The following is a 20833-nucleotide window of genomic DNA, read 5'->3' on the forward strand; positions in this document are numbered from 1 at the left end:
TCCATTACTTATTACTTTTGCTGAACCGGAAAGCCGATAAATATAGCGCGCTTTGATGAAGAATGTCAGCGGTACTGGAGGTCACAATCGCATTGCCAGGTGGTGGCGAATAATAAGCTGCTGAATACCTTAGGGGCGCGAGATACGGATTACCGATGGCAGGTTACGCAGCCGTTTCATTACGCGCGCCAGATGTACCCGTCCACTCACCTCCAGGGTCAGGGAAATGACGCTATTATGTGCATCTTTCTCGTCCACATTGATCTGTTCGATACTGGCCCCCTCTTCGGTAATACGTGTGGCCAAGCGTGCAATAATGCCGCGCTCGGATTCCACTTCCACACGTACATCGCCGAGAAATTCCCCTATTACATCTGGAGACCAGTTCACCAGCATCAGGTTTTCTGGATGCTCACGAAACTCATTGGTATTGCGGCAGGTATCCCTATGGACCACCACCCCTTTGCCAGAGCTGATATGGCCGATGATGGTATCCCCGGGAATTGGCCGGCAGCAGCGCGCGAAGCTAATCATCATGCCTTCCTGGGCGTCGATGGTCAGTGGTGAGGAAATATTGCTGGCTTCCGCCTCCACGCTGTGTGACGGTGCCAATAGCTTGGCGGCGGAGAAAGCGACTTTATTGCCGAGTCCGATCTCTTCTAGCAATTTATCCAGGGTTGTGCACTTGGCTTCTTGCAGGCCGCGCTTCAGTTGTTGCGGAGACAGCTCTTCCAGGCGTGTGTTGAACTTGCCCAGGGCTTTTTCCAATAGGCGCCGGCCCAGGGCGATGGAATCGTGGTGGCGTTGGTGCTTGAGGAAGTGGCGAATCGCACTGCGCGCCTTTGCGGTGACGACGAAATTGAGCCAGTTGGGGTTTGGTTGTGCGCTCTTGCGAGTGAGGATTTCTATTTTCTGGCCACTTTCCAGTGGCTGCGACAGGGGCGCCAGACGTTGGTTTATACGCACCGCCACACAGGAATTGCCGATATCGGTATGTACCGAGTAGGCGAAATCCACCGCCGTTGCACCGGCGGGCAGATCGACAATCTGTCCCTTGGGGGTGAACACGTAAACCTCGTCGGGAAAGAGGTCGATTTTGACGTTCTCGATAAACTCCAGCGAGTCGCCTGCGCGTTGCTGCATTTCCAGTAGGCCCTGTACCCAGCGGCGTGCGCGCACTTGGCTGGTGCCTCCGGTATTGATGACTTCATCGCCAGAGGCCTTGTATAACCAGTGGGCGGCGATGCCGCTGTTGGCCATCTCATCCATTTCCTTGGTGCGGATCTGGACCTCGATTGGCACCCCGTGCATGCCCAGCAATACAGTATGCAGTGACTGGTAACCGTTGGATTTGGGGATGGCGACATAGTCCTTGAATTCGGAGATGACCGGTTTGTACAGGCTGTGCATAACACCCAGCACCCGGTAACAGGTATCCACACTGTCCACGATTATGCGGAAGGCATAGACATCCATGATCTCCTTGAAGGACTTTTTCTTCGCACGCATCTTCTGGTAGATGCTAAACAGATGTTTCTCGCGGCCAATAACCAGGGAACTGATGCCTTCGCGTTGCAAGCGTAGCTCAATGGCATTCTGGATTTGTTCCAGTAGCTCCTTGCGGTTGCCGCGTGCGGCAACTAGTGCGGCGCGTAGCCGACTAGCACGGAGTGGGTAGATGGCGAAAAAGGCGCGGTCCTCGAATTCAATGCGCACGTCATTCATGCCCAGGCGGTGGGCAATGGGGGCATAGATTTCCAGGGTCTCGCGGGCAATACGCGCGCGCTTCTGTGGTTTGAGGGCGCCAAGGGTGCGCATGTTGTGTAGGCGGTCGGCCAATTTGACCAGAATTACGCGGATATCACGCGCCATGGCCAGGGCCATCTTCTGGAAGTTTTCTGCCTGCTTTTCCGCCGCACTGTCGGTTTCAAACTGAGTTAGTTTGGAGACACCGTCGACGATATCGGCCACCTCGCCGCCAAACTGCTCGGCTAAGGCCGCCCTGGGAATTCCGGTATCTTCGATCACGTCATGCAGCATGGCCGCGGCCAGGCTTTCGTGATCCATATGCATGCCAGCCAAGATAGTGGCTACCGCGAGCGGGTGGGTGACGTAGGGCTCACCGGAACGGCGCTGCTGACCGTCGTGCGCTTGTTCCGCGTAGAAGTAGGCGCGACGGACTATCTGGATCTGGTCGGGGGGCAGGTATGAGGAGAGGCGGTGGGCCAGACTATCGATGGTGTGCAATGCCGCGCGCGCCTCTCATATAACTCATAAAACTTTCAGTTCGAACAGACTGGGATCAGATTTCCTGGTCGGATAAGTAGGCCGGTGCCACCATTGGTGCTGGGGCCTCTTCGCGATCTGGCTGGTCTAGGATACTGGCATCTACCAGGCCTTCTTCGATTTCGCGCAAGGCGATCACCGTGGGTTTGTCATTCTCTTCTGGAACCATGGGGTCCTGTCCGCCGGTGGCGATCTGGCGGGCGCGCTTGCTGCCCACGATAACGAGTTCGAAGCGGTTGTCGACGTGCTCGAGACAATCTTCAACTGTAATACGTGCCATAAACTTTCGGTTCCATTCACTGTGCCCGGAGGGGCGAATTCTGTTCGGGAGGACCGGTTATTTTACCGGACCGCGGAGTGTACGCAATTCGATCAATCAGCTCAATGGCGCAGCAATGCCTTCAACAATTCACCGTGGCGTAGCTGTTGCTGTTCAAGACGTTGACGCTGCGCAGTAATGATAGAGCGCAGTTCCACCAGGGCCTGATCGAAATGATCGTTGATTACCAGGTAATCCGCTTCGACATAGTGGGTCATCTCGTCGATGGCCTGGTCCATACGCCGGTCTATTTCGGCTTGATCATCCTGGCCTCGCCCGGTGAGCCGCTGACACAACGTTTCCTGGGAGGGTGGCAGGATAAAGATACCTACCGTATCCGGGAGCAAGCGGCGTACCTGGGCGGCCCCTTGCCAGTCAATTTCCAGGATCACGTCGCGACCACTGGCGAGAATCTCTTCAATGCTGCCTTTGGAGGTGCCGTAATAGTTGTCACCATACACTTGGGCGTGCTCGAGAAAGGCGTTCTGCTCGAGCATTGCCAGAAACTCTACGCGCTCTACAAAGTGGTAGTCGACACCGTTGACCTCACCGGGACGCATAGCCCGGGTGGTGTGGGAAATAGAGACGGTGACCTGATTGTCGCTGTCCACCAGAGCTTTTACCAGGCTGGTCTTCCCCGCACCTGAAGGTGCGGACACGGTATAGAGAGTTCCTGTAGGCACAACTGATCCTGTTCGAGGGCAAAGCGTGCATTATAACCGAAGCGGCTACTTTCGCGCGGCTTCAAACGGGAGGCAGCGGGAGGCTAAACCCCGGCCGGAGTTGGGGGTATGTGTTGGGAGTTTCAGGAGTGCGTATAAACTACACTCCTGAGCCCGGCCGGGATCGCCCAGCAGAGGTTTGCTCAATCATCACCAACATCATGCGACTGAGGTTTGCCCCTTGTTGCTAATCGCTAACGACAGCGACTTTATCCTCTTTGTCAGTGATTGCCAACCACCACCACATCAGCGCGCTGATGGCGATATAGGCGACAAAAAGTGGGACAAATTGCGCATTTAGCAGTGGCAGTAGTCCAATTAAAAGCGCTATACGTAGGGGCTCCAAGTATTTCACCAGACGGTGTCCATCAAGGATGCGCCCGTTGATAACCAGGCTGAAAACCAGTAGCACCACTACTGAGAGCAGCTGGGGAAAATCCAATGACTCGTAATACCAGAGCAGGACCAAGGTGGCAGCCGAATAACATAAGTGCTGGAGCAGCGCATATATGCGACGGGCCTGGCGAATGTGTGGGTCGAAGCGCTGGAAATGTGTGAGATCGGTAGAGTGAACAGGCATGGCCGCTTCGGCATCGGCGGGCCTATAACCCGTAGGGCGGAACCATAAGGTGAACTTATCCCACCAATTCCTGGTGTACCAAGCGTCCTGAGCCATACGCTTCAGATGCTGCAGGTTGGCCGCCAGGGGGTCGAATGTATTTAAAGCCTTGCGCACACCGTAGATACAGGGTTCATGCTCAAGCTCTTCCTGGTAGGTGCCGAATAGCCGGTCCCAAAGAATTAATATGCCCCCATAGTTTTTATCTACATAAACCTTATTCTGCGCATGGTGCACCCGGTGATTGGAGGGGGTGATAAACAGCCATTCCATCCAGCGGGCCTTGGGGATCTTTTGGGTGTGTACCCAGAATTGGTAAATCAGATCAATCGCACCGGCAACGATTACCAATTCCGCCGGCAAGCCGATAAACAGCAGTGGCAGGTAGAAAATCCAGTCCAATTGCAGGCCGCCGCTGGACTGGCGCAGAGCGGTGCTCAGATTGTAGTCTTCGCTCTGATGGTGCACCAAGTGCTCGGCCCAGAACACATTGATTTCGTGGCAAATTCGGTGCTTCCAGTAGTAGCAGAAGTCGTAGGCTATTACGGCGATCAGCAAGTGCCAGCCGTTGCTCATGGACCAGTCAAAGCCCATTGCCTGGTAATAAGGCTGCAGTAGTTGATACAGCGGGATATAGATAACGAGGAAAAGGCTTTTATAGGTCAGTCCCAAAATACGGCTGAGGATACCCGTACTGAGATTGCCCAAGGTATCGTTGAGGCGGTAAACCCCCCAACCTTTCCAGCGGTCTAGGGCGAGCTCCGCAAGAATGGAGATCAGGAAAAAAGGGATGGCATAGGTAATCAGATTCACGGCGACCTCTTATAGTTATTGCTCATACCGTATAGCCTGACTTTGCCACATGGGTTGGGTGTGGCAAATATTCACAGGGGCTGAATTCCGAAATCCGTCAGTGTTCTCCCGTGGAGACCTTAAAGGCTAGTTCATATCGTCAGTGGATTTTCCCTGAGGCGACAGATTTAACTACTGGATTAAAGAGCTGTTCGATCATCTGCTCAACGGCTGAACGGTTATCTGTGGCGCGAAGAAAAGTGCGCAAGCCAATGAGTTGGACTTGTAGCTGTTGGGCAAGCAAAATTGAGTCAGTGCTTTCGGGCAGCTCGCCGGTGGCTGTCGCCTCTTCGATATAGTGGCGAAATCTTGCTCCGTGTGCGGCCAGCAGGGCTCGGGTTTTCTTCAATAATGCCTCCTCACTCTCATCCAGCTCGGAAATCGCCTTGGCTAGCAGGCATAATTCATTTGGGGCGTCCGGATCCTCTTCGAGCAGAATTAGGTGGAAAAAGGCACGCAGGCCACCCAGCCTAACCTCTTCACCGGCCATACAACGCTCGAGCAACTCATTACGATTTTGCGCGTAAAAATCGAGAACTTCTTCAAAAAGCCCGGATTTGCTACCAAAAGCTGCATAGATACTGCCGGGACGCAAGTTGGTGGCCTGCTGCAGGTCTCGGGTTGAGGTAGAGTGGAATCCCTTCTGCCAGAAAAGGCGCGTGACCTTATCCATAACTTTCTGACGATCAAATTTCGCGGTATTGGCCATGCTGCCTCCAATTGAGCGGTTGCTCAAAATTTAATCCGAGAGAAAAGGCAGGTTCTGCAATGAAAGAGTTTCAGGTTCACGATCTCGACAGTGCTCCAGAGGGCAGCAAACCCCTACTACAGAATTCCATCAAGGCCTTTGGGTCTATCCCCAACTTGCATGGGGTTATGGCGGAGTCACCTCAAGCCCTGGCCGCGTACCAGAATTTGCACCAACATTTCTTAGATACCTCATTTAATGCAGATGAGATGACAGTGGTGTGGCAGACCATCAATGTGGAACACAGCTGCCATTATTGTGTGCCGGCACATAGTGCGATTGCCAAGCTTATGAAAGTGGATGATGCAATTAACGAGGCAGTGCGTGATAAAACACCCCTTCCTACCGAGAAACTCGAGGTGTTGAGGGACACTACTTTGGCAATTGTGCGTGAGCGCGGAGTGGTATCTGATGAGGTATTGGAGCGTTTTTATGGGGCTGGCTTTAACCGGCAGAACTTACTGGAAATTATTGTGGGCCTTGCACAGAAGGTGATGAGTAATTACATCAATCATTTTGCCGGTACACCAGTGGATGCTCAGTTCGCCTCTTTGGTGCGCGCATAAATTAGGTGGTGAAAAAAGGCCGGCATTATGGCATATGCCGGCCTTTTCCGATGGCGGTAAGTTCAATTTGCCGATTAGGGCACGGTTTCCGCTTCCAGAGTTGCACCAGTATAGGATCTGTAGCCGTATACAGTGATATCCCAAGTGCCGGTCTGTGGGTTACTGATGGTGCAGCTTTCGTTATTGCTCGATTCTCTGGAGATGCATTCCCATTGCGAGGCATTGCTGTGGCCTACGTACAGGTCAGCATCACCCTCGCCGCCGTACATTTGCACATTCAGGGAAGAGGTGCCAGCCGCCACTTCGATAGTGAAGTCCTGCCGACTGCGCCAGCTGCCGGAGAGGTTGGTTTCTGTCCAGCTCACCCCATCGCCATTTCCGTTGCCATCACCACCGCCGCCGCCATTGTCACCACCGTCAGCTACGGCAACCGCAGCGGCCGCATCGACGATGCCGGCGCCACATCCATTACAAGCGCTACGGGCGGTGCTGGTGAGGATAGACTCCACCTCATCCGGAGTCAGATTCGGGTCCACTGAGTAGAGTAAAGCGGCTGCGCCGGCAACATGCGGGGCTGCCATGCTGGTACCCTGGTTGTAAAAGTAGCTATCGCTGCCGGGGTTTCTGCTTCCATTGTTGTGGGTGGAGAGTATACCGTTGGGGTCGTTTAAAAAGCTCTGTTGCCCTCCGGGTGCCGAAACAGTGATGGCACTGCCGTAGTTGGAGTAGCTTGAGAGGCCGCCGGAGCGATTGGTTGCGGCTACGTTGATAACGCCGGGGCAGTTGCCCGGTGGGTGGTTGGCTACAGCGCCGGCGTTACCGGCGGCAACCACCACGGTTGCGCCAAGATTGCGCGCAGTACTAATGGCATTCTGGTAACTAATGGAACAGGACGCTGCGCTTGGGGAGCCGAGGCTCATGTTCAAAACCTGGGCTGGGTTGGCATTAGTTGGCACACCACTAACATTGCCGCCGGCGGCCCAAACAATACCGTCAGTAATATCGGAAGTGTAACCGCCACAGCGGCCGAGGACCCGAACCGGAACCACTTTTGCTTTATAAGCGACGCCGGTCACACCCATATTGTTATTGCCGACTGCTGCGATGGTGCCGGCAACATGGGTGCCATGCCAGCTGCTGTCGGCCTCCCAATATCTTGGGTCTGGAATCTGACATGCATTGTTTTCATACCAATCGCCGGGATCGGTGGCGTCACTGTCACGGCCGTCTCCATCGACTGAGATGAAAGTGTCAGAAATCATGTCGTAGCCCGGCAATATATTACCGATCAGATCTGGGTGAGGACGGTAGCCGGTATCGAGGACGGCGACGACAGCGCCTTCACCTTGGGTGACATCCCAGGCATTGGGCAAATTCAGGCCACCAGTAGATTCGAAGTAGTGCCATTGGTTAAGGTAGCTGGGATCGTTGGGTGTAGCCATTGCGCGCATGATCAGGTCTGGCTCTGCATACTCGACATCCGGATCCTGTTTCAGGCGGCTGACAATAGCATTCAGCTCAGCTTTATTTTTTCGCCCCTCCAGGCGCATTACTTGCGCACCGGTTGCCATACGGCGCAGGTGGCGCATCTTGTGGCCGGCGCGGTGGGAAACCTTTTCCACCGTTTCTCTGGCCATGATGGCAGCCCGGCCAACTTTGGCACTCTCTTTGTATTTTATAATGATGCGATCGGTCAGCAGTGTATTGTCGGCCTCTTGTGCATGGGCAGCAAAAGGCGTTGCGCACAGTAGCGAAACCGTGCTCGCCAAAGTTGTCTTCTGCAGAAGGCTTTTCAAGGTTGATTTCATTATTGTTATATCTCCGAGGTTAGATTTGTCCTGTTACCAGTCAATGTTCTGGTAGGCCAGCTACTCCTGAGTTGCCCTTTACTGGAAAAATAAATCCGCCAAGCGGACAAGCCGAATAACTGTCAACTTCGAGATCAATTAGTCAACTTGGCTAAAATTAGTACCAGTATTTTGATCGGGCATGGAATATAACGATATTGAAATCATTGTCCTCAACGGAACACCAGAATTTTAAGCGGCTTCATGTAAAAACTTATAAATTTTGAGAACAAAGTCAGGTATTGAGATTTTTTTGCTTGTGGGGTGTATCGTCGTTCACAGGAAGAGTTTGCGAAAATATTTATTCTAATTTTCCTGCTAGACAGGAAATTACGTTTTTTCTTTTTAAAATATTTTTGCAGCTTTTGATATAAAATTAATCTGTAAAAAATGATAATTGGTTCACACCGTATTTTTACTTCTGATTTTTATTTATCCTCCTGAATACCGAATTTTTTTCGGTTGAAGTTGTGGTGAGAGTTGATCAAATTCCTAGAGCGTGATTTTTGATTGATTAATTTTCAGGAATTATTGATATTAATTTTTTCCTGTATTACTCAATATTTTGTATCTGTTCACGCATCTGCTCGATCAATACTTTCAGTTCAACCGCTGCTTGGGTTGTATCCGTCACAATGGACTTCGATGAGAGGGTGTTAGCCTCGCGATTAAACTCCTGCATTAGAAAGTCCAGACGTCGGCCTATGGCCCCGCCACCGGCGAGTACTCGACGGGTTTCTGCGGTGTGTGCACTGAGACGATCCAGCTCTTCGTCCACATCGGCTTTTTGAGCGAGTAGCACAATTTCCTGCTCCAAACGCTCCTTATCCAGATCCACAGAGAGTTCTTCCAATCGGCTACGCAGTTTTTCCCGCTGTGCTTCCAGTATCTCTGGAAGTAATTCACGCACCAGGGCAACTTGCTTCTCAATACCCTTTAAGCGGACCTCGATAAATTTGGCCAGTTCGGCGCCCTCACGCTCGCGATTCGCGCACAGTTGTTGCAGTGCTTCGCTGAATGCTTGGAGGATAGTAGTAGACTGTTGCTCGGTATTCGCCTCCGGTTCGCTGATTACACCGGGCCATTGCAAAATCTGTAGGGGGTTTAGTGGCTGAGTCTCTTCGCCTGCAGCGACTTGTTTGGCGGCGTGAATTAAAGCTTGTACCAGTGGCTGATTAATTTCGAGTCCGGTATTTTCTATGCTGTTGGGCTTGATAGTCAGGGTAAGTTCGATTTTTCCACGAGATAGTGTCTTACGCAGTACGTCGCGTAATTGAGCTTCCAGAGGGCGCGCAATCTCGGGGAGGCGGTAATGCGGTTCCAGGTAGCGATGGTTGACTGAGCGCAACTCCCAGATGGCGGTTCCTGTGGCGTAAGTACTTTCGGCACGGCCGAAGGCAGTCATGCTCCGCACTTTGTTTTGTTCCCGTTTATTGGCCATTGCTGATCCCCTGCAGGCGTATTTATCGGCCCGGCATCATAGCACAGCGTTCGGATATGCATGCTGGGGTATATAATGCTGGGCTTTCATTCAATTTTCTGAGGTGAGCTATGCAGCGTCCCAGTGGCCGCGCACCGGCGCAACTGCGTCCGATCAAAATTATCCGCAACTACACCCGCCATGCCGAAGGTTCTGTTTTAGTAGAATTTGGCGACACAAAAGTTTTGTGCAATGCCTCCGTGTCGAGTGAAGTGCCGCGGTTTTTGCGTGGTCAAGGCAGTGGTTGGATTACCGCAGAGTACGGTATGTTGCCGCGTTCTACCGATTCACGTATGCCTCGAGAGGCGGCCAAGGGTAAGCAGAGCGGTCGCACCGTGGAGATCCAACGCTTGATTGGCCGCTCCCTGCGTGCGGCGGTGGATTTGGAAAAACTCGGGGAAAACCAAATCACCTTGGATTGCGATGTGATCCAGGCCGATGGTGGCACGCGTACTGCAGCAATTACCGGAGCCTGTGTTGCTCTGGTAGATGCATTGCGCCATATGCAGCGGGAAAAAATTCTTATCGAAGATCCGTTGCTCAACCTAGTGGCTGCGGTTTCCGTGGGGATCTATGACGGTGAGGCCGTATTGGATTTGGATTACCCCGAGGATAGTGCTGCCGATACCGACATGAATTTGGTAATGGCGGCAGACGGCGGCATGATTGAAGTGCAGGGCACGGCCGAGGGGGTGCCCTTTACGGAGAAGCAGTTCGCGCAAATGCTGGGTCTGGGCAAGGCGGGAATTGATGAGTTGATCGCACTACAGCAAAAAGTGTTGGATGAATAAGGGCTTCTGAGGCTCAAGTTTATCTCGATATGACAACCTGTAGCCTTGTAGCTATATGGGGGCATCGATTTGCCAAAGAGCCCGGCAAAATGCCGGGCGCTTTGGCATTTATACTTCCAGGTCGTAATCCATCATCAATGGCAGATGGCTGGAGAAAGCCACGTTCTTGTTGATGGCGCCGTACTCGATACGGTTTTTCAGGCCGTGTGACACAATCTGCATATCGGTGCGCCAGCCATCACCTTCTCCCACGGTGCCGCTTGGCCACCAAGTAAATTCATCAGTGTCTTTGACAACGCGGCGGAAGGCATCGACGTAGCCGATTTCGTTGAACAATTGGTCGAGCCAGCGTTGTTCATGTCGCATAAACCCGGGCGTATCCTGATGGTCTTGCCAGTTCTGTACATCGGCGCGGCGATGAGTCATGCCCCAGTTGCCACAGAAAATAAAGTCGCGGCGTTTGCGGCTGATTTTTTGTAGGTGAGCCTGCATATCGTCGAAAAACTGGACTTTTTTCTCCAGTGAGGCCTCATCTGTAGCTACAGGAGCGAGCAGGGAACCGACACTCAGGCGCTCGAAATCCGCTTGCAGATAACGCCCATACATATCTTCGCCATTGGCAAAACCCATTCCGAAGATTATTGCCTTGGGTTGGCTACGTGTGTAGATCGCCACCCCATTTTCATGGGGCGTTCCCGAGTCGAAGAAGTAGCTGTAATAGCCATCGGGGTGGAATATGGGGTGGTCAAGCTCTGGCTCGAGAGAGCGCAGGTCCTGAAGGCAGATTATGTCTGCATCCTGCTCAGCCAACCAATCGTAGAGACCGCGTTGTGCGGCCTGATGAACGCCGTCTACAGACAAGCTCACTATTCGCATTATTAGCCCCTTACCAGCGGACTGTGTATCATTAGAAACATTATTCGCATGCCTATCCCCGGAATTGCTTCGGGGAGGTCTCCCTTCACCTTAGCCAATAGTTAACAATTTTCCATGCAGCAATATCAGCGCGATTTTATCCAATTGGCCCTGGATCATCAGGTGCTGTGTTTTGGCGACTTCATCCTGAAATCAGGCCGTCAAAGCCCTTACTTCTTCAATGCCGGCCGATTCCACACCGGTGCGGCGCTGGCTGCACTCGGACATGCCTATGCCGAAGCAATTATCGCTTCGGGAACGGAGTTTGATGTCATTTTCGGACCGGCTTACAAGGGTATCCCACTGGGTGCGGTGACTGCTGTGGCATTGGCCCAGAAGGGCATCGACAAACCTTTCTGTTACAACCGTAAGGAAGCCAAGGATCACGGCGAAGGCGGAACCTTAGTAGGTGCGCCGCTTAATGGCAAGGTTTTGATTATCGATGATGTTATTACGGCGGGTACTGCAGTGCGCGAAGTGATGCAGATTATTGACTCTCATGGTGCTGAGGCGGCCGGCGTGGTAATCGGTTTGAACCGTCAGGAAAAAGCCAGTGAGGATTGTGAATTCTCCGCTATTCAGCAGGTGGAGAGGCAGTACAATATCCCCGTGATCAGCATTGTGCAGTTGGACAATGTAATCAGCTTTCTCGAGCAGGAATCGCAGGACAGCGAAACCCTGCAAAAAATTGTGAACTACCGGCAGCGTTATGGCGTTTCGGGTCAATAAATACGACCTATTTTCGTCGCGGGCCGCACTAATCAGTGAGAAGAGCGATGCGAGTCGCCCCCATAGTACGAATTATGCTCCCTGTCCTTCTGCTACATTCCACTCAGTTGGATGCTGCGCAAGGAGCTAAGGGTCAGGTTCTTTACCGCTATACGGATAGGCAGGGCATCCTGGTGCTTAATGAGATGGTGCCGCCCGAGTACGTGGCTGGAGGTTATGAGATTCTCAACCTTTCCGGTCGTGTACTGGAGGTAGTACCGCCGCAGTTAAGCCCTGAGGAGTATGAGGCGCAGCGCCAACAGGAGGCCCAGAAGGAAGCGGATCGCAAACTGACCAAACGCTACAACAGCGTTGCCGATATCGAGAGTGCACGCAAACGCAAGCTGGCGATTGTTGAGCAGGATATGGCAATTATGCGCTCGAATATCAGCAGCCTCGGCCGCCAGATCGCCGAAGAAGAAGCATCGGCAGCACGAACCCAGCGCGGAGGCCGCGAGGTGGCTCCAGAACTTTTACAGCGCATCGTTGACTTGCGAAAGGAAGTCTCGGTACTGCGCGAACGCCTCAGCCGGCGCGCTGATGAGGCTTTCTCAATCAATCAGGAGTTTGACAAAGCCGCGGCCCGTTACGCCGAGATAATGGCCAAGCCTTTATCGGACTGAAAGTTCTCCGGGGTTTTCCCCTCGGTATTTATCCTCAGGCACTGACTGGTGCCGCTCCCCCAACTTTTTCCAACCGGCAGTCGCGGCCAGTTACCTGGCCGCGACTATAGTTTCGCGAAAAAATCCGGAGGTTAAAACCGGCCACTGTTCCGCCCAATATTCGGTGGGCTTGCGTTTAAAGCCACTGCGCACATACTGCACAATACGGCCTTCGGCACTGGCCAGTAACAGGTTAGCGGCACCACCTAACGGCAGTGCCGGGCGTAGGTGCTCGCGTAGCTCGGCTTCGCGTAAAATCTGTCGAATCTGGGTTTCCAGGCGGTCGAACAGCTGCAGGATTCGTCCGTGCAATCGTTCAGTTTCACCCGTCAGTGCATCGCCAGTGAGCAGGCGGGTTATACCCGGGTTGCGCTCACAGAATGCCAGAAGAAGGTGCAGAATTCTCTGGCAACGGTTCAAGGCTGAGGGCTCCTCCTGCAGAATCATTGCAATGCGAGTAAAAATAGTCTCCTCGATAAACTCAATAAGACCTTCAAACATTTTTGATTTACTGGGGAAATGGCGGTAAAGCGCCGCTTCGGAGAAGCCGACTTCCTTGGCCAGGGCCGCAGTTGTAATACGTGCGCCGGGACTGACTTCCAGCATGTGTGCCAGAGCTTCCAGGATCTGTTGACGCCGATTGATTTTTTCGCTGCTCATTGACTGCCTTTAGTCCGCTTGGGTGGCGGACGGTGGTTTTTGCTCTTGTTGCCTTAATATTGCGGCGGCGGAATCCTACCGATTCGCTGGGCTGTCTTCAATTGCCAAGCGCGATTACGCGTCTGCTTTATGTCTCATTGTTGGTAATCAGGGTGCCAACGCCGGAATCTGTAAATATTTCCAGCAGTACTGCGTGCGGGACTCGCCCGTCGATAATATGTGCAGAGGTCACGCCAGCTTTGACAGCATTTAGTGCACAGGCAATTTTCGGTAGCATACCGCCATGAATTGTACCGTCCTCAATGAGTCCCTCTACTTGTCGTGTGCGCAAACCGGTAAGTACTTCTCCTTGTTTGTTTTGCAGGCCCGCGACATTGGTAAGTAACATCAGTTTTTCGGCCTGCAGGCACTCGGCAATTTTCCCTGCGACCAGGTCCGCATTGATGTTGTAAGAAACGCCATTCTGGTCAACTCCAATTGGGGCAATTACTGGAATAAAGTCTCCATGGATAAGCATATCAATCACATCAATATTGACTTTTTCCACCTCGCCTACCTGGCCAATATCGATAATTTCCGAGGCGTGCAGCCCGGCACTCTCATTTTTTCTGCTGAGCTTGCGCGCTTTGATCAGTAGGCCATCTTTGCCAGTAACCCCTACAGCACGACCGCCGTTATGGTTGATCAAATTGACGATTTGCTTATTGACTGTACCGCCCAATACCATTTCCACTACATCCATGGTTTCGCTATCGGTAACGCGCATACCATCGACGAAACGGGATTCGATATTTAGTTTCTTCAATAGGTGGCCAATTTGCGGGCCACCACCATGTACTACCACTGGGTTCATGCCCACCAGTTTCATTAAGATAATGTCTCGGGCAAAACTGTTTTGTAGCTCCTGATCTATCATGGCGTTGCCACCAAATTTCACCACAATGGTTTTATTGGTAAATTGCTGGATATAGGGCAGGGACTCGTTCAATACCTGAGCGACGCGTAGCGCAGACTTCTTATCAAGGGACATGGTAATTCCTTTCTGATGGGATACGACTCGCGGGGTTTCCGATTCACCCGGGGTCGCAGAGGATACCGCGCAATTGCGCTAGTTTCCTGTGGATAAAAAATTTTGCCGACCAGCGGTCGGCGAAGGCACATGCCTGTACCGTGGTATAATCAGGCCAAGTCAATCTCACTAATCGAGAAGCTGCCAGTTGGGTACCGTGATGGTGGGATCGATTTTCTTCAGTTGATCCATCACCTCTTTGCGAATACGTTCCAGAGCTTCTTCGTTTTCGGCCTCAAAACGCAGTGTCAGGGCACTGGTGGTATTGGAGGCGCGCACCAGCCCCCAACCATCTGTGAATTCGATGCGCAGACCGTCGATAGTTGTAATATCTGCGTTGGCAAATTTGCCCTGCTCTTGCAGCTGTTCTATCAGGGAGAATTTTTCTTTTTCGTCTACCGGTAGCAGGATCTCTGGGGTGCTTTGCATTTTGGGTAATGAATCCAGGAGTTCATCCAGGCTCTGTTCGCGTAGGGCCATTATCTCTAGGATACGTGCAGCCGCGTAAATACCGTCGTCAAAACCGAACCAGCGGTCCTTAATAAAAATATGGCCGGATAATTCTCCGCCGAGAATGGCTTTGGTCTCGAGCATTTTGGTTTTCATCGGCGCGTGACCGGTCTTCCACATTACCGGGCGGCCACCGTACTGACTGACCAGTTGTGCCAAGCTGCGGCTGCTTTTTACATCGAAGACAATATTTTCCCCGGGGTGGCGCCCGAGAATATCCCGGGCCAATAGCATTACCAGCTGATCAGCCCAGGCGATACGTCCACTGCCTGAAATAAGGGTAACGCGGTCGCCGTCGCCATCTAGTGCCACGCCTAGGTCCGCACTGGTTTCCGCCACCTTATCAATTAAGGCCTGCAGGTTTTCTGGGCGCGAAGGGTCTGGTGGGTGGTTGGGAAAATCGCCGTCTACTTCACAGAATATAGGTGTTACCGCACAGCCCAGCTGTTCAAACAGACGCGGGGCCAGCACTGAAGTGGCACCATTGCCAGCGTCCACCACTAAGTGGGGTTGTCCGGCCAGGGCTACGTTATTGAAGACTTCGTCGATGTATTTATCTTTAATCTCCTGCTCGCGGTTGCTGCCTTCTCCGCTCTTGAAGGGGCCTTTGCGCATCAGTTGGTAAAGGCCCTGTAGTTTTTCTTCAGCGAGTGGGCGGCCCTTGAGAATGATTTTAAACCCATTGAACTCGGCGGGATTATGGCTGGCCGTCACCATAACACCGCTGCTGGTGTTTTTTCCTTTTGCACAGGCGTAGTAGAGCAGTGGCGAGGGAACCAGTCCCAGATCAACACTATTGCAACCACTGTCGAGAATGCCCTCCATCAGGCAATTGCCGAGAAGTTCACTACTGTTGCGGCCATCGCGGCCCACCAGCAGGATACGTTCGCCAGCATGTTGTGCCAAGGTGCCGAGGGCGCGTCCGAGCTGATAAGCGAAGGGCTCATTAATTTCCTCTCCAGCAATACCGCGAATGTCGTATGCGCGAAATACATGTTGCGGAAATTCGGTACCGAAGGCCGGTTCCGACTTGCTCGCTGCAGGGGGTTTAACTGTGGTGCTAACCTGCTCAGATATCTCCGGGGTCACAATGGGGGCCGAGGCTAAGCCCTGGGGTATCGAACCCTCATCTATATCCTGCCGGGCAGCTTGCTCAGGTGTCGCCAGTTTGTTGTTTTCTACCTCAGCTTTAGCCCCCCCTTTATTTTCGCGCTCCCACGGCGCCTTGGTGTTGCGGGGGAGGAAACGCATTAATAGCAGCAGGGTGATAAGCAGGCCGATGCCACCGCCAACATAAATCCAGAGAACCGGCAGGCTGTATTGCTGGGTAAACTCTCTAGAGGGACTGAATTGCACGCTTAGATAGCTGCCCTGAATATTCACCGAGGAAGCATGTCCTCCGCCCTGCCCTCCACTCCATAGGGTTTGCGCTGCAGCATCGGGAAACTTTTGAATCAACTGGATTCGTCCGGGACTCTTATCGAGGGTATCCAGAGTGTTTTTTAGTGCGGAAAAGGACTGACTGATTAACAGTTGCTGATCTGCCAGCTTAACTGCATTGTGTAGTTGCCAGTTGTTGTCGGTACCGGTACGGAGTATCTCCAGTGGCTGTTGTATGCCCTGTTGTGAGCGTTTGAGCAGATCTATCAGGGCAAAATTGAGGCTTGGGTTTGTGCCCGCACCCAGCTGGACCTGCGGTTCGTCAAATACCTGCACTCTGAATTGCTCTGGCAGGCCGGCGTTTTGCAGCAGTGCTTCTGGCTGTATGCCATCAATTTTTTGCAGACGCCGGGTGCGTTCACCCAAGTACTGCTGAACTGACTGAGCGAACGTCTCTCCCTGTTTCTGGGCGGCCTGAGCCACCTGGGTGCGATTATGGGGATTTACCACGTGTTCCACAATTAAGTAGGCACCACAGAGCCAGGCCACGGCGGCCAGCAAAGAAGGCAAAAGCAGCCCCTTGTGCAACGGTGAGTTGCGCTGATTGTTTTTGTTGGAAACCACTGATTATCCTGTCCGTATATCTTTGTATTATTGTTGTGTCTTTGCGGCGATGATCTCTATGAGCTGCTTAGCCAAGTCGGTCTTCAGGGCTGATGGCAGTGTATGGCTGCCATTGCGGTCAATCACCGTGACGGCGTTGTGGTCGCTATTAAAGCCGCTACCCGCGCAGCTTACGTCATTGGCAATAATCATATCGAGATTCTTGCGTTGCAATTTGCTCTGCGCATACTGCTCCACCTGTTGGGTTTCTGCGGCAAAGCCGATGGTAAATGGGCGGCGTTCGGTGCGCGAGGCGATGCCCGCGACGATATCGGGATTTTTTACCAGGACAATGGCGGATTCGTCCTGGTCCTCCTGCTTCTTAAGCTTTTGTTCGGCCACACTCGCCGGACGGAAATCGGCTACTGCAGCGGCGCTGATAAAAATATCGCAGAGATCGGCTGCGCGCTCGGCGGCATCGCGCATTTCCCGTGCATCGACAACATCGACACGTTTTACATGTGTTGGGGTGTTTAGATTTACCGGCCCTGCGATCAGAGTCACCCGGGCTCCGGCTCGCTGTGCAGCTTGGGCAAGGGCGAAGCCCATTTTGCCTGAACTGTGGTTGCTGAGGTAGCGCACCGGGTCCAGTGCTTCGCGGGTTGGGCCGGCAGTTATCACTACGTCCTTGCCACGCAGGCAGTCGCCACTGCCAAAGAGAGTTTCTGCCTGCTGTGCCAAGTCGGTAGGCTCAAGCATACGGCCGGGTCCCACATCACCGCAGGCCTGGCTACCGGCGGCCGGACCCCACAGGTGGATTCCGCGATCGCGCAAAGTCAGTGTATTGGCGGCAGTGGCCGGGTGGCGCCACATGGCCTGGTTCATGGCGGGTGCTAGAGCCACTGGTGCCTCGCTGGCAAGGCACAGGGTAGTGAGCAGGTCGTCTGCCATGCCACAGGCAAGTTTCGCCATTACTTGGGCGCTGGCAGGGGCTATCAGGATCAGCTCGGCCCATTTGGCCAGCTCGATATGCCCCATGGCTGCCTCTGCCGCTGGGTCCAAAAGGTCGGTATGTACCGGATTACCGGATAGGGCCTGGAAAGTGAGCGGCTGGACGAATTCGCGGGCGCCGGCGCTCATCACCACTCTCACCTCTGCACCGCGCTCTTTCAGGCGGCGTACCAGATCGGCGCTCTTGTACGCGGCGATACCGCCGCTGATACCCAAAAGAATGTGTTTATTGGTGAGGGAGGACATAGGTGTGGTTTCCGAATTGGTGCGAGCGGGTAAGATTATCATTGATGCCTCTGTTCATATAAGGCGGAGGGCGGAGTTTGGAGGTATCGGCAGAAGTTGTTGTAGGGAGAGGAGGTTTATCTAACGAAGCCGTCAAGGGAGGGAAAACTAGTGAAAATCAAGGATTGGCCCGCAGCTGAAAGACCCAGGGAGAAGTTGCTTGAGAAGGGGGCTCGCGCTTTGTCGGATGCGGAATTGTTGGCCATATTCCTGCGCGTGGGATTGCCTGGCGTTTCGGCGGTGGACCTGGCGCGTCGGTTGCTAAGCGAGTTTGGTGGTTTGCGTGCGCTGCTTGAGGTGGACAGGGAGCAGTTCTGTCGCGCTCGGGGGTTGGGAGATGCCAAGTTTGTCCAGCTGCAGGCGGCGCTTGAGATGGCGCGGCGCCATTTGGCAGAGACAGTACAGCACGGTAGTGCCCTGTGTAGTCCCGCAGCGGTGCGGGACTACCTGGCCATGCAATTACGCCACCGCCGCCGCGAGGTATTTTGTTGCCTTTATTTGGATACCCAGCACCGAGTGATTGCCTTCGAAGAGTTGTTTGAGGGGACACTTAATGCTGCTAATGTTTATCCGCGCGAGGTGGTACAGGCGGCCTTGTACCGGGATGCGGCGGCTGTGATTTTGGCACATAACCACCCTTCTGGTATCTGCGAGCCCAGTCAGGCGGATATCTGGATTACTGAGCGCCTCGTACAGGCCCTGGAACTGGTTGACATCAAGGTCCTGGACCATTTGATCGTTGGCGAGGGCGCGGCGCTATCCTTTGCTGAACAGGGGCTAATCTAATGGCGTTGCGATCGGCAGAAGTGTTGTACAAAACTTGCTCCCTTCAGGCTCTTTTGGTATAAAACGCCGCTCTTTGCGGCCGGGCCAGATTCTGAACAGGTTCCGCCGCCATCCAGGAACCGGATTAGAATCCCGATTTTTATGTTCCCGCACTACCTTTTCCTCTTCAGGATTGGCGCCATGCGGGCACAAGCGTTTTGAAGAGGCCAACAGATGTCCAAGGTATGTCAGGTAACCGGTAAGCGTCCGGTCACCGGAAACAATGTATCCCACGCTAAGAACCGCACCAAGCGTCGCTTCGTGCCGAACCTGCACAGCCACCGTTTCTGGGTTGAGTCCGAGAAGCGTTTTGTGAAACTGCGTGTTTCCGCAAAAGGCATGCGCGTTATCGATAAGAAAGGTATCGACGCTGTCCTGACTGAGCTGCGCGCCCGCGGCGAAAAAGTGTAACGGCTGTAGCCCAGCAAATAGATTGGAGATAGAGCAATGCGTGAGAAGATTCGTCTGAATTCCAGCGCCGGTACTGGCCACTTCTACACCACTACCAAGAACAAGCGCAACATGCCTGAAAAGATGGAGATCAAAAAGTATGATCCCGTTGTGCGCAAGCATGTGATGTACAAGGAAGGCAAAATCAAGTAATTGCCCACCGTGTACTTGTAGGAAAAGCCCGGTGTTTACCGGGCTTTTTTGTATCTGCTAATTAAGTAAACTGGTGAGCGCCGGTAAATTGAAAGATGCCAGAACTCCCTGAAGTAGAAACCACGCTCCGCGGTCTGCGGCCCCATCTGGAGGGGTATAAGGTACGCTCTGCCAAGGTACGCGAGCACCGCCTGCGCTGGCCGGTGGAACCGGATTTTGAGCAGCATATTGAGGGCGCCCGGATCCTAAAGCTGGAACGCCGCGCTAAATATCTGCTGGTGCACACTGACAAAGGCTGCGCAATCTGGCACCTGGGGATGTCCGGCAGCCTGCGTCTCGTAGGTGATGGAACTGTACCCGAGAAGCACGACCACATCGACTGGCGGCTCGACAGTGGCCTGACTCTGCGATACCGGGACCCGCGCCGTTTTGGTGCCCTGTTGTGGACTGCCGGCGATCCATTGGCCCACGACCTGCTCGGTCATTTGGGACCAGAGCCCCTCTCCACGGAATTCAATGGTGACTACCTGTTCTCTGCCTCCCGCAAACGCCGGCAGTCGGTGAAAGCTTTCATTATGGATGGGCGCATTGTTGTGGGAGTGGGCAATATATACGCAAGTGAGTCCCTCTTCCTGGCGGGTATCCGCCCGGATCGGGAGGCGGGCTCTATTTCCAAAGGCCGCTACCAGCGCCTCGCGGGGGCTATCAAGCAGGTATTACAGCGAGCAATCGCCCAGGGGGGCACCACTTTGCGGGATTTTTTTGGGGGGGATGGGCAGCCAGGCTATTTTGCCCAGGAACTCTGTGTCTATGGCCGCACGGGGGAGCCCTGCCGCTCCTGTGGCCGCCCTGTTCGGGATATCATCCTGGGGCAGCGCAATACTTTTTTTTGCACTTATTGCCAACGTTAGCAGGCTGTTGAAAAACCCCGCTTTTCTACGGCCTGCGTCTATCACTGGGAGGTGATGGCAAAATCGACGACTGTAAGTCGTTGATTTTGGGGACAAAGGAAAAATGACATTTTATCCTTTGCGTGCGTTGAGAAAGTCAGGATGACTTTTTCAACAGTCTGTTAGTAATTAGGGGGGCTGGGGAACCACAGTCGCCAATACTACTATCAACCCATTGCTGTCTGCGGAGATAGCTCGTGGTAATGATGTTGCCTTTCCTGACCATCCTTATGTCTGTCTGGTATATATGGAAAGGGCGCCCGAAGGTGGCGATAGGCTGGTGGATGGTAACGATGGTGGTCTATATCATCTGGTTCGCTTATCACATAACCAGTGAGTTGAACCTCTCTTTTTAGGGCAGG

General features: G+C 53.3%; 21 protein-coding genes. 9 read left to right on the forward strand and 12 right to left on the reverse strand.

The window, feature by feature from the left end; genetic code table 11:
• Positions 1-129 precede the first annotated feature (129 nt).
• The 5 genes from spoT to ACCI49_RS05695 form a co-directional block, all read right to left on the reverse strand.
• Complete coding sequence (spoT, locus tag ACCI49_RS05675; RefSeq protein ID WP_371838003.1) at positions 130-2247, reverse strand: bifunctional GTP diphosphokinase/guanosine-3',5'-bis pyrophosphate 3'-pyrophosphohydrolase; 2118 nt, start codon at positions 2245-2247, stop codon at positions 130-132.
• Between the two features lie 55 nt (positions 2248-2302).
• Positions 2303-2566, reverse strand: coding sequence for a DNA-directed RNA polymerase subunit omega (gene rpoZ, locus ACCI49_RS05680; RefSeq protein ID WP_020413965.1), 264 nt, complete (start codon positions 2564-2566; stop codon positions 2303-2305).
• 101 nt (positions 2567-2667) lie between these two features.
• Positions 2668-3288, reverse strand: a complete 621-nt coding sequence (gene gmk / locus ACCI49_RS05685) for a guanylate kinase (RefSeq protein ID WP_371838004.1) — start codon at positions 3286-3288, stop codon at positions 2668-2670.
• A 226-nt stretch (positions 3289-3514) separates the two neighbouring features.
• On the reverse strand, positions 3515-4759 hold the full coding sequence (locus tag ACCI49_RS05690) for a sterol desaturase family protein (RefSeq protein ID WP_371838005.1): 1245 nt from the start codon (positions 4757-4759) through the stop codon (positions 3515-3517).
• Between the two features lie 139 nt (positions 4760-4898).
• Positions 4899-5507 carry a TetR/AcrR family transcriptional regulator gene (locus ACCI49_RS05695; RefSeq protein WP_371838006.1) on the reverse strand — a complete coding sequence of 203 codons (609 nt, stop codon included), beginning with the start codon at positions 5505-5507 and terminating at the stop codon, positions 4899-4901.
• Positions 5508-5566: 59 nt separating this feature from the next.
• On the opposite strand from ACCI49_RS05695, the gene ACCI49_RS05700 reads away from it, so the two are divergent.
• The gene (locus ACCI49_RS05700; protein ID WP_371838007.1) at positions 5567-6112 is read left to right on the forward strand and encodes a carboxymuconolactone decarboxylase family protein; all 546 of its coding nucleotides are present in this window, start codon (positions 5567-5569) and stop codon (positions 6110-6112) included.
• A gap of 74 nt (positions 6113-6186) precedes the next feature.
• Here the strand turns inward: ACCI49_RS05700 and ACCI49_RS05705 are convergent, their stop codons facing one another.
• Together ACCI49_RS05705 and ACCI49_RS05710 are read right to left on the reverse strand one after the other, a co-directional pair.
• Positions 6187-7920 (reverse strand): S8 family peptidase, encoded by a 1734-nt coding sequence (locus tag ACCI49_RS05705; RefSeq protein ID WP_371838008.1) that lies wholly within the window; start codon positions 7918-7920, stop codon positions 6187-6189.
• Between the two features lie 592 nt (positions 7921-8512).
• A complete protein-coding gene (locus ACCI49_RS05710) occupies positions 8513-9400 on the reverse strand; it encodes a YicC/YloC family endoribonuclease (RefSeq protein WP_371838009.1) in 888 nt (295 codons plus the stop codon).
• Positions 9401-9510: 110 nt separating this feature from the next.
• On the opposite strand from ACCI49_RS05710, the gene rph reads away from it, so the two are divergent.
• The gene (gene rph / locus ACCI49_RS05715) at positions 9511-10230 is read left to right on the forward strand and encodes a ribonuclease PH (RefSeq protein ID WP_371838010.1); all 720 of its coding nucleotides are present in this window, start codon (positions 9511-9513) and stop codon (positions 10228-10230) included.
• Positions 10231-10338: 108 nt separating this feature from the next.
• On the opposite strand, the gene ACCI49_RS05720 is transcribed toward rph, so the two are convergent.
• Positions 10339-11106: an exodeoxyribonuclease III gene (locus ACCI49_RS05720; protein ID WP_371838011.1), complete on the reverse strand. Its 768-nt coding sequence runs from the start codon at positions 11104-11106 to the stop codon at positions 10339-10341.
• Between the two features lie 114 nt (positions 11107-11220).
• On the opposite strand from ACCI49_RS05720, the gene pyrE reads away from it, so the two are divergent.
• Complete coding sequence (gene pyrE / locus ACCI49_RS05725) at positions 11221-11874, forward strand: orotate phosphoribosyltransferase (protein WP_371838012.1); 654 nt, start codon at positions 11221-11223, stop codon at positions 11872-11874.
• Between the two features lie 74 nt (positions 11875-11948).
• The gene (locus tag ACCI49_RS05730; protein WP_371838013.1) at positions 11949-12536 is read left to right on the forward strand and encodes a hypothetical protein; all 588 of its coding nucleotides are present in this window, start codon (positions 11949-11951) and stop codon (positions 12534-12536) included.
• Positions 12537-12626: 90 nt separating this feature from the next.
• Here ACCI49_RS05730 and slmA read toward each other — a convergent pair whose 3' ends face one another.
• From slmA to coaBC, 4 genes are all read right to left on the reverse strand, one after another.
• A complete protein-coding gene (slmA, locus tag ACCI49_RS05735; RefSeq protein ID WP_371838014.1) occupies positions 12627-13235 on the reverse strand; it encodes a nucleoid occlusion factor SlmA in 609 nt (202 codons plus the stop codon).
• A 127-nt stretch (positions 13236-13362) separates the two neighbouring features.
• Positions 13363-14265, reverse strand: a complete 903-nt coding sequence (gene argB / locus ACCI49_RS05740; protein WP_371838015.1) for an acetylglutamate kinase — start codon at positions 14263-14265, stop codon at positions 13363-13365.
• A 168-nt stretch (positions 14266-14433) separates the two neighbouring features.
• Positions 14434-16818, reverse strand: a complete 2385-nt coding sequence (locus ACCI49_RS05745) for a phosphomannomutase/phosphoglucomutase (protein WP_371838016.1) — start codon at positions 16816-16818, stop codon at positions 14434-14436.
• Between the two features lie 27 nt (positions 16819-16845).
• Entirely contained in the window at positions 16846-18054 is a 1209-nt protein-coding gene (gene coaBC / locus ACCI49_RS05750) for a bifunctional phosphopantothenoylcysteine decarboxylase/phosphopantothenate--cysteine ligase CoaBC (protein WP_371838067.1), read from the reverse strand.
• Between the two features lie 150 nt (positions 18055-18204).
• Between coaBC and radC the strand changes: the two genes are divergently transcribed.
• From radC to ACCI49_RS05775, 5 genes are all read left to right on the forward strand, one after another.
• Entirely contained in the window at positions 18205-18879 is a 675-nt protein-coding gene (radC, locus tag ACCI49_RS05755) for a RadC family protein (protein WP_371838017.1), read from the forward strand.
• A 213-nt stretch (positions 18880-19092) separates the two neighbouring features.
• Positions 19093-19329, forward strand: a complete 237-nt coding sequence (gene rpmB / locus ACCI49_RS05760) for a 50S ribosomal protein L28 (RefSeq protein WP_020413982.1) — start codon at positions 19093-19095, stop codon at positions 19327-19329.
• A 36-nt stretch (positions 19330-19365) separates the two neighbouring features.
• Positions 19366-19521 (forward strand): 50S ribosomal protein L33, encoded by a 156-nt coding sequence (gene rpmG / locus ACCI49_RS05765; protein WP_020413983.1) that lies wholly within the window; start codon positions 19366-19368, stop codon positions 19519-19521.
• Positions 19522-19616: 95 nt separating this feature from the next.
• Entirely contained in the window at positions 19617-20432 is an 816-nt protein-coding gene (gene mutM / locus ACCI49_RS05770) for a bifunctional DNA-formamidopyrimidine glycosylase/DNA-(apurinic or apyrimidinic site) lyase (RefSeq protein WP_371838018.1), read from the forward strand.
• 245 nt (positions 20433-20677) lie between these two features.
• Entirely contained in the window at positions 20678-20827 is a 150-nt protein-coding gene (locus ACCI49_RS05775) for a DUF5993 family protein (RefSeq protein ID WP_371838068.1), read from the forward strand.
• Positions 20828-20833: the final 6 nt, after the last annotated feature.

This window comes from Microbulbifer epialgicus, from assembly GCF_041447265.1.
GTDB lineage: Bacteria > Pseudomonadota > Gammaproteobacteria > Pseudomonadales > Cellvibrionaceae > Microbulbifer > Microbulbifer epialgicus.

Excerpts from the sequence above, each read along its gene's own strand:
- rpmG (WP_020413983.1), top strand. The coding sequence starts at position 19,366 with ATGCGTGAGAAGATTCGTCTGAATTCCAGCGCCGGTACTGGCCACTTC.
- rph (WP_371838010.1), top strand. The coding sequence starts at position 9,511 with ATGCAGCGTCCCAGTGGCCGCGCACCGGCGCAACTGCGTCCGATCAAA.
- argB (WP_371838015.1), bottom strand. The coding sequence starts at position 14,265 with ATGTCCCTTGATAAGAAGTCTGCGCTACGCGTCGCTCAGGTATTGAAC.
- mutM (WP_371838018.1), top strand. The coding sequence starts at position 19,617 with ATGCCAGAACTCCCTGAAGTAGAAACCACGCTCCGCGGTCTGCGGCCC.
- slmA (WP_371838014.1), bottom strand. The coding sequence starts at position 13,235 with ATGAGCAGCGAAAAAATCAATCGGCGTCAACAGATCCTGGAAGCTCTG.
- coaBC (WP_371838067.1), bottom strand. The coding sequence starts at position 18,054 with ATGTCCTCCCTCACCAATAAACACATTCTTTTGGGTATCAGCGGCGGT.
- ACCI49_RS05720 (WP_371838011.1), bottom strand. The coding sequence starts at position 11,106 with ATGCGAATAGTGAGCTTGTCTGTAGACGGCGTTCATCAGGCCGCACAA.
- ACCI49_RS05700 (WP_371838007.1), top strand. The coding sequence starts at position 5,567 with ATGAAAGAGTTTCAGGTTCACGATCTCGACAGTGCTCCAGAGGGCAGC.
- ACCI49_RS05775 (WP_371838068.1), top strand. The coding sequence starts at position 20,678 with ATGTTGCCTTTCCTGACCATCCTTATGTCTGTCTGGTATATATGGAAA.
- rpmB (WP_020413982.1), top strand. The coding sequence starts at position 19,093 with ATGTCCAAGGTATGTCAGGTAACCGGTAAGCGTCCGGTCACCGGAAAC.
- ACCI49_RS05730 (WP_371838013.1), top strand. The coding sequence starts at position 11,949 with ATGCTCCCTGTCCTTCTGCTACATTCCACTCAGTTGGATGCTGCGCAA.
- ACCI49_RS05710 (WP_371838009.1), bottom strand. The coding sequence starts at position 9,400 with ATGGCCAATAAACGGGAACAAAACAAAGTGCGGAGCATGACTGCCTTC.
- ACCI49_RS05705 (WP_371838008.1), bottom strand. The coding sequence starts at position 7,920 with ATGAAATCAACCTTGAAAAGCCTTCTGCAGAAGACAACTTTGGCGAGC.
- rpoZ (WP_020413965.1), bottom strand. The coding sequence starts at position 2,566 with ATGGCACGTATTACAGTTGAAGATTGTCTCGAGCACGTCGACAACCGC.
- ACCI49_RS05695 (WP_371838006.1), bottom strand. The coding sequence starts at position 5,507 with ATGGCCAATACCGCGAAATTTGATCGTCAGAAAGTTATGGATAAGGTC.
- pyrE (WP_371838012.1), top strand. The coding sequence starts at position 11,221 with ATGCAGCAATATCAGCGCGATTTTATCCAATTGGCCCTGGATCATCAG.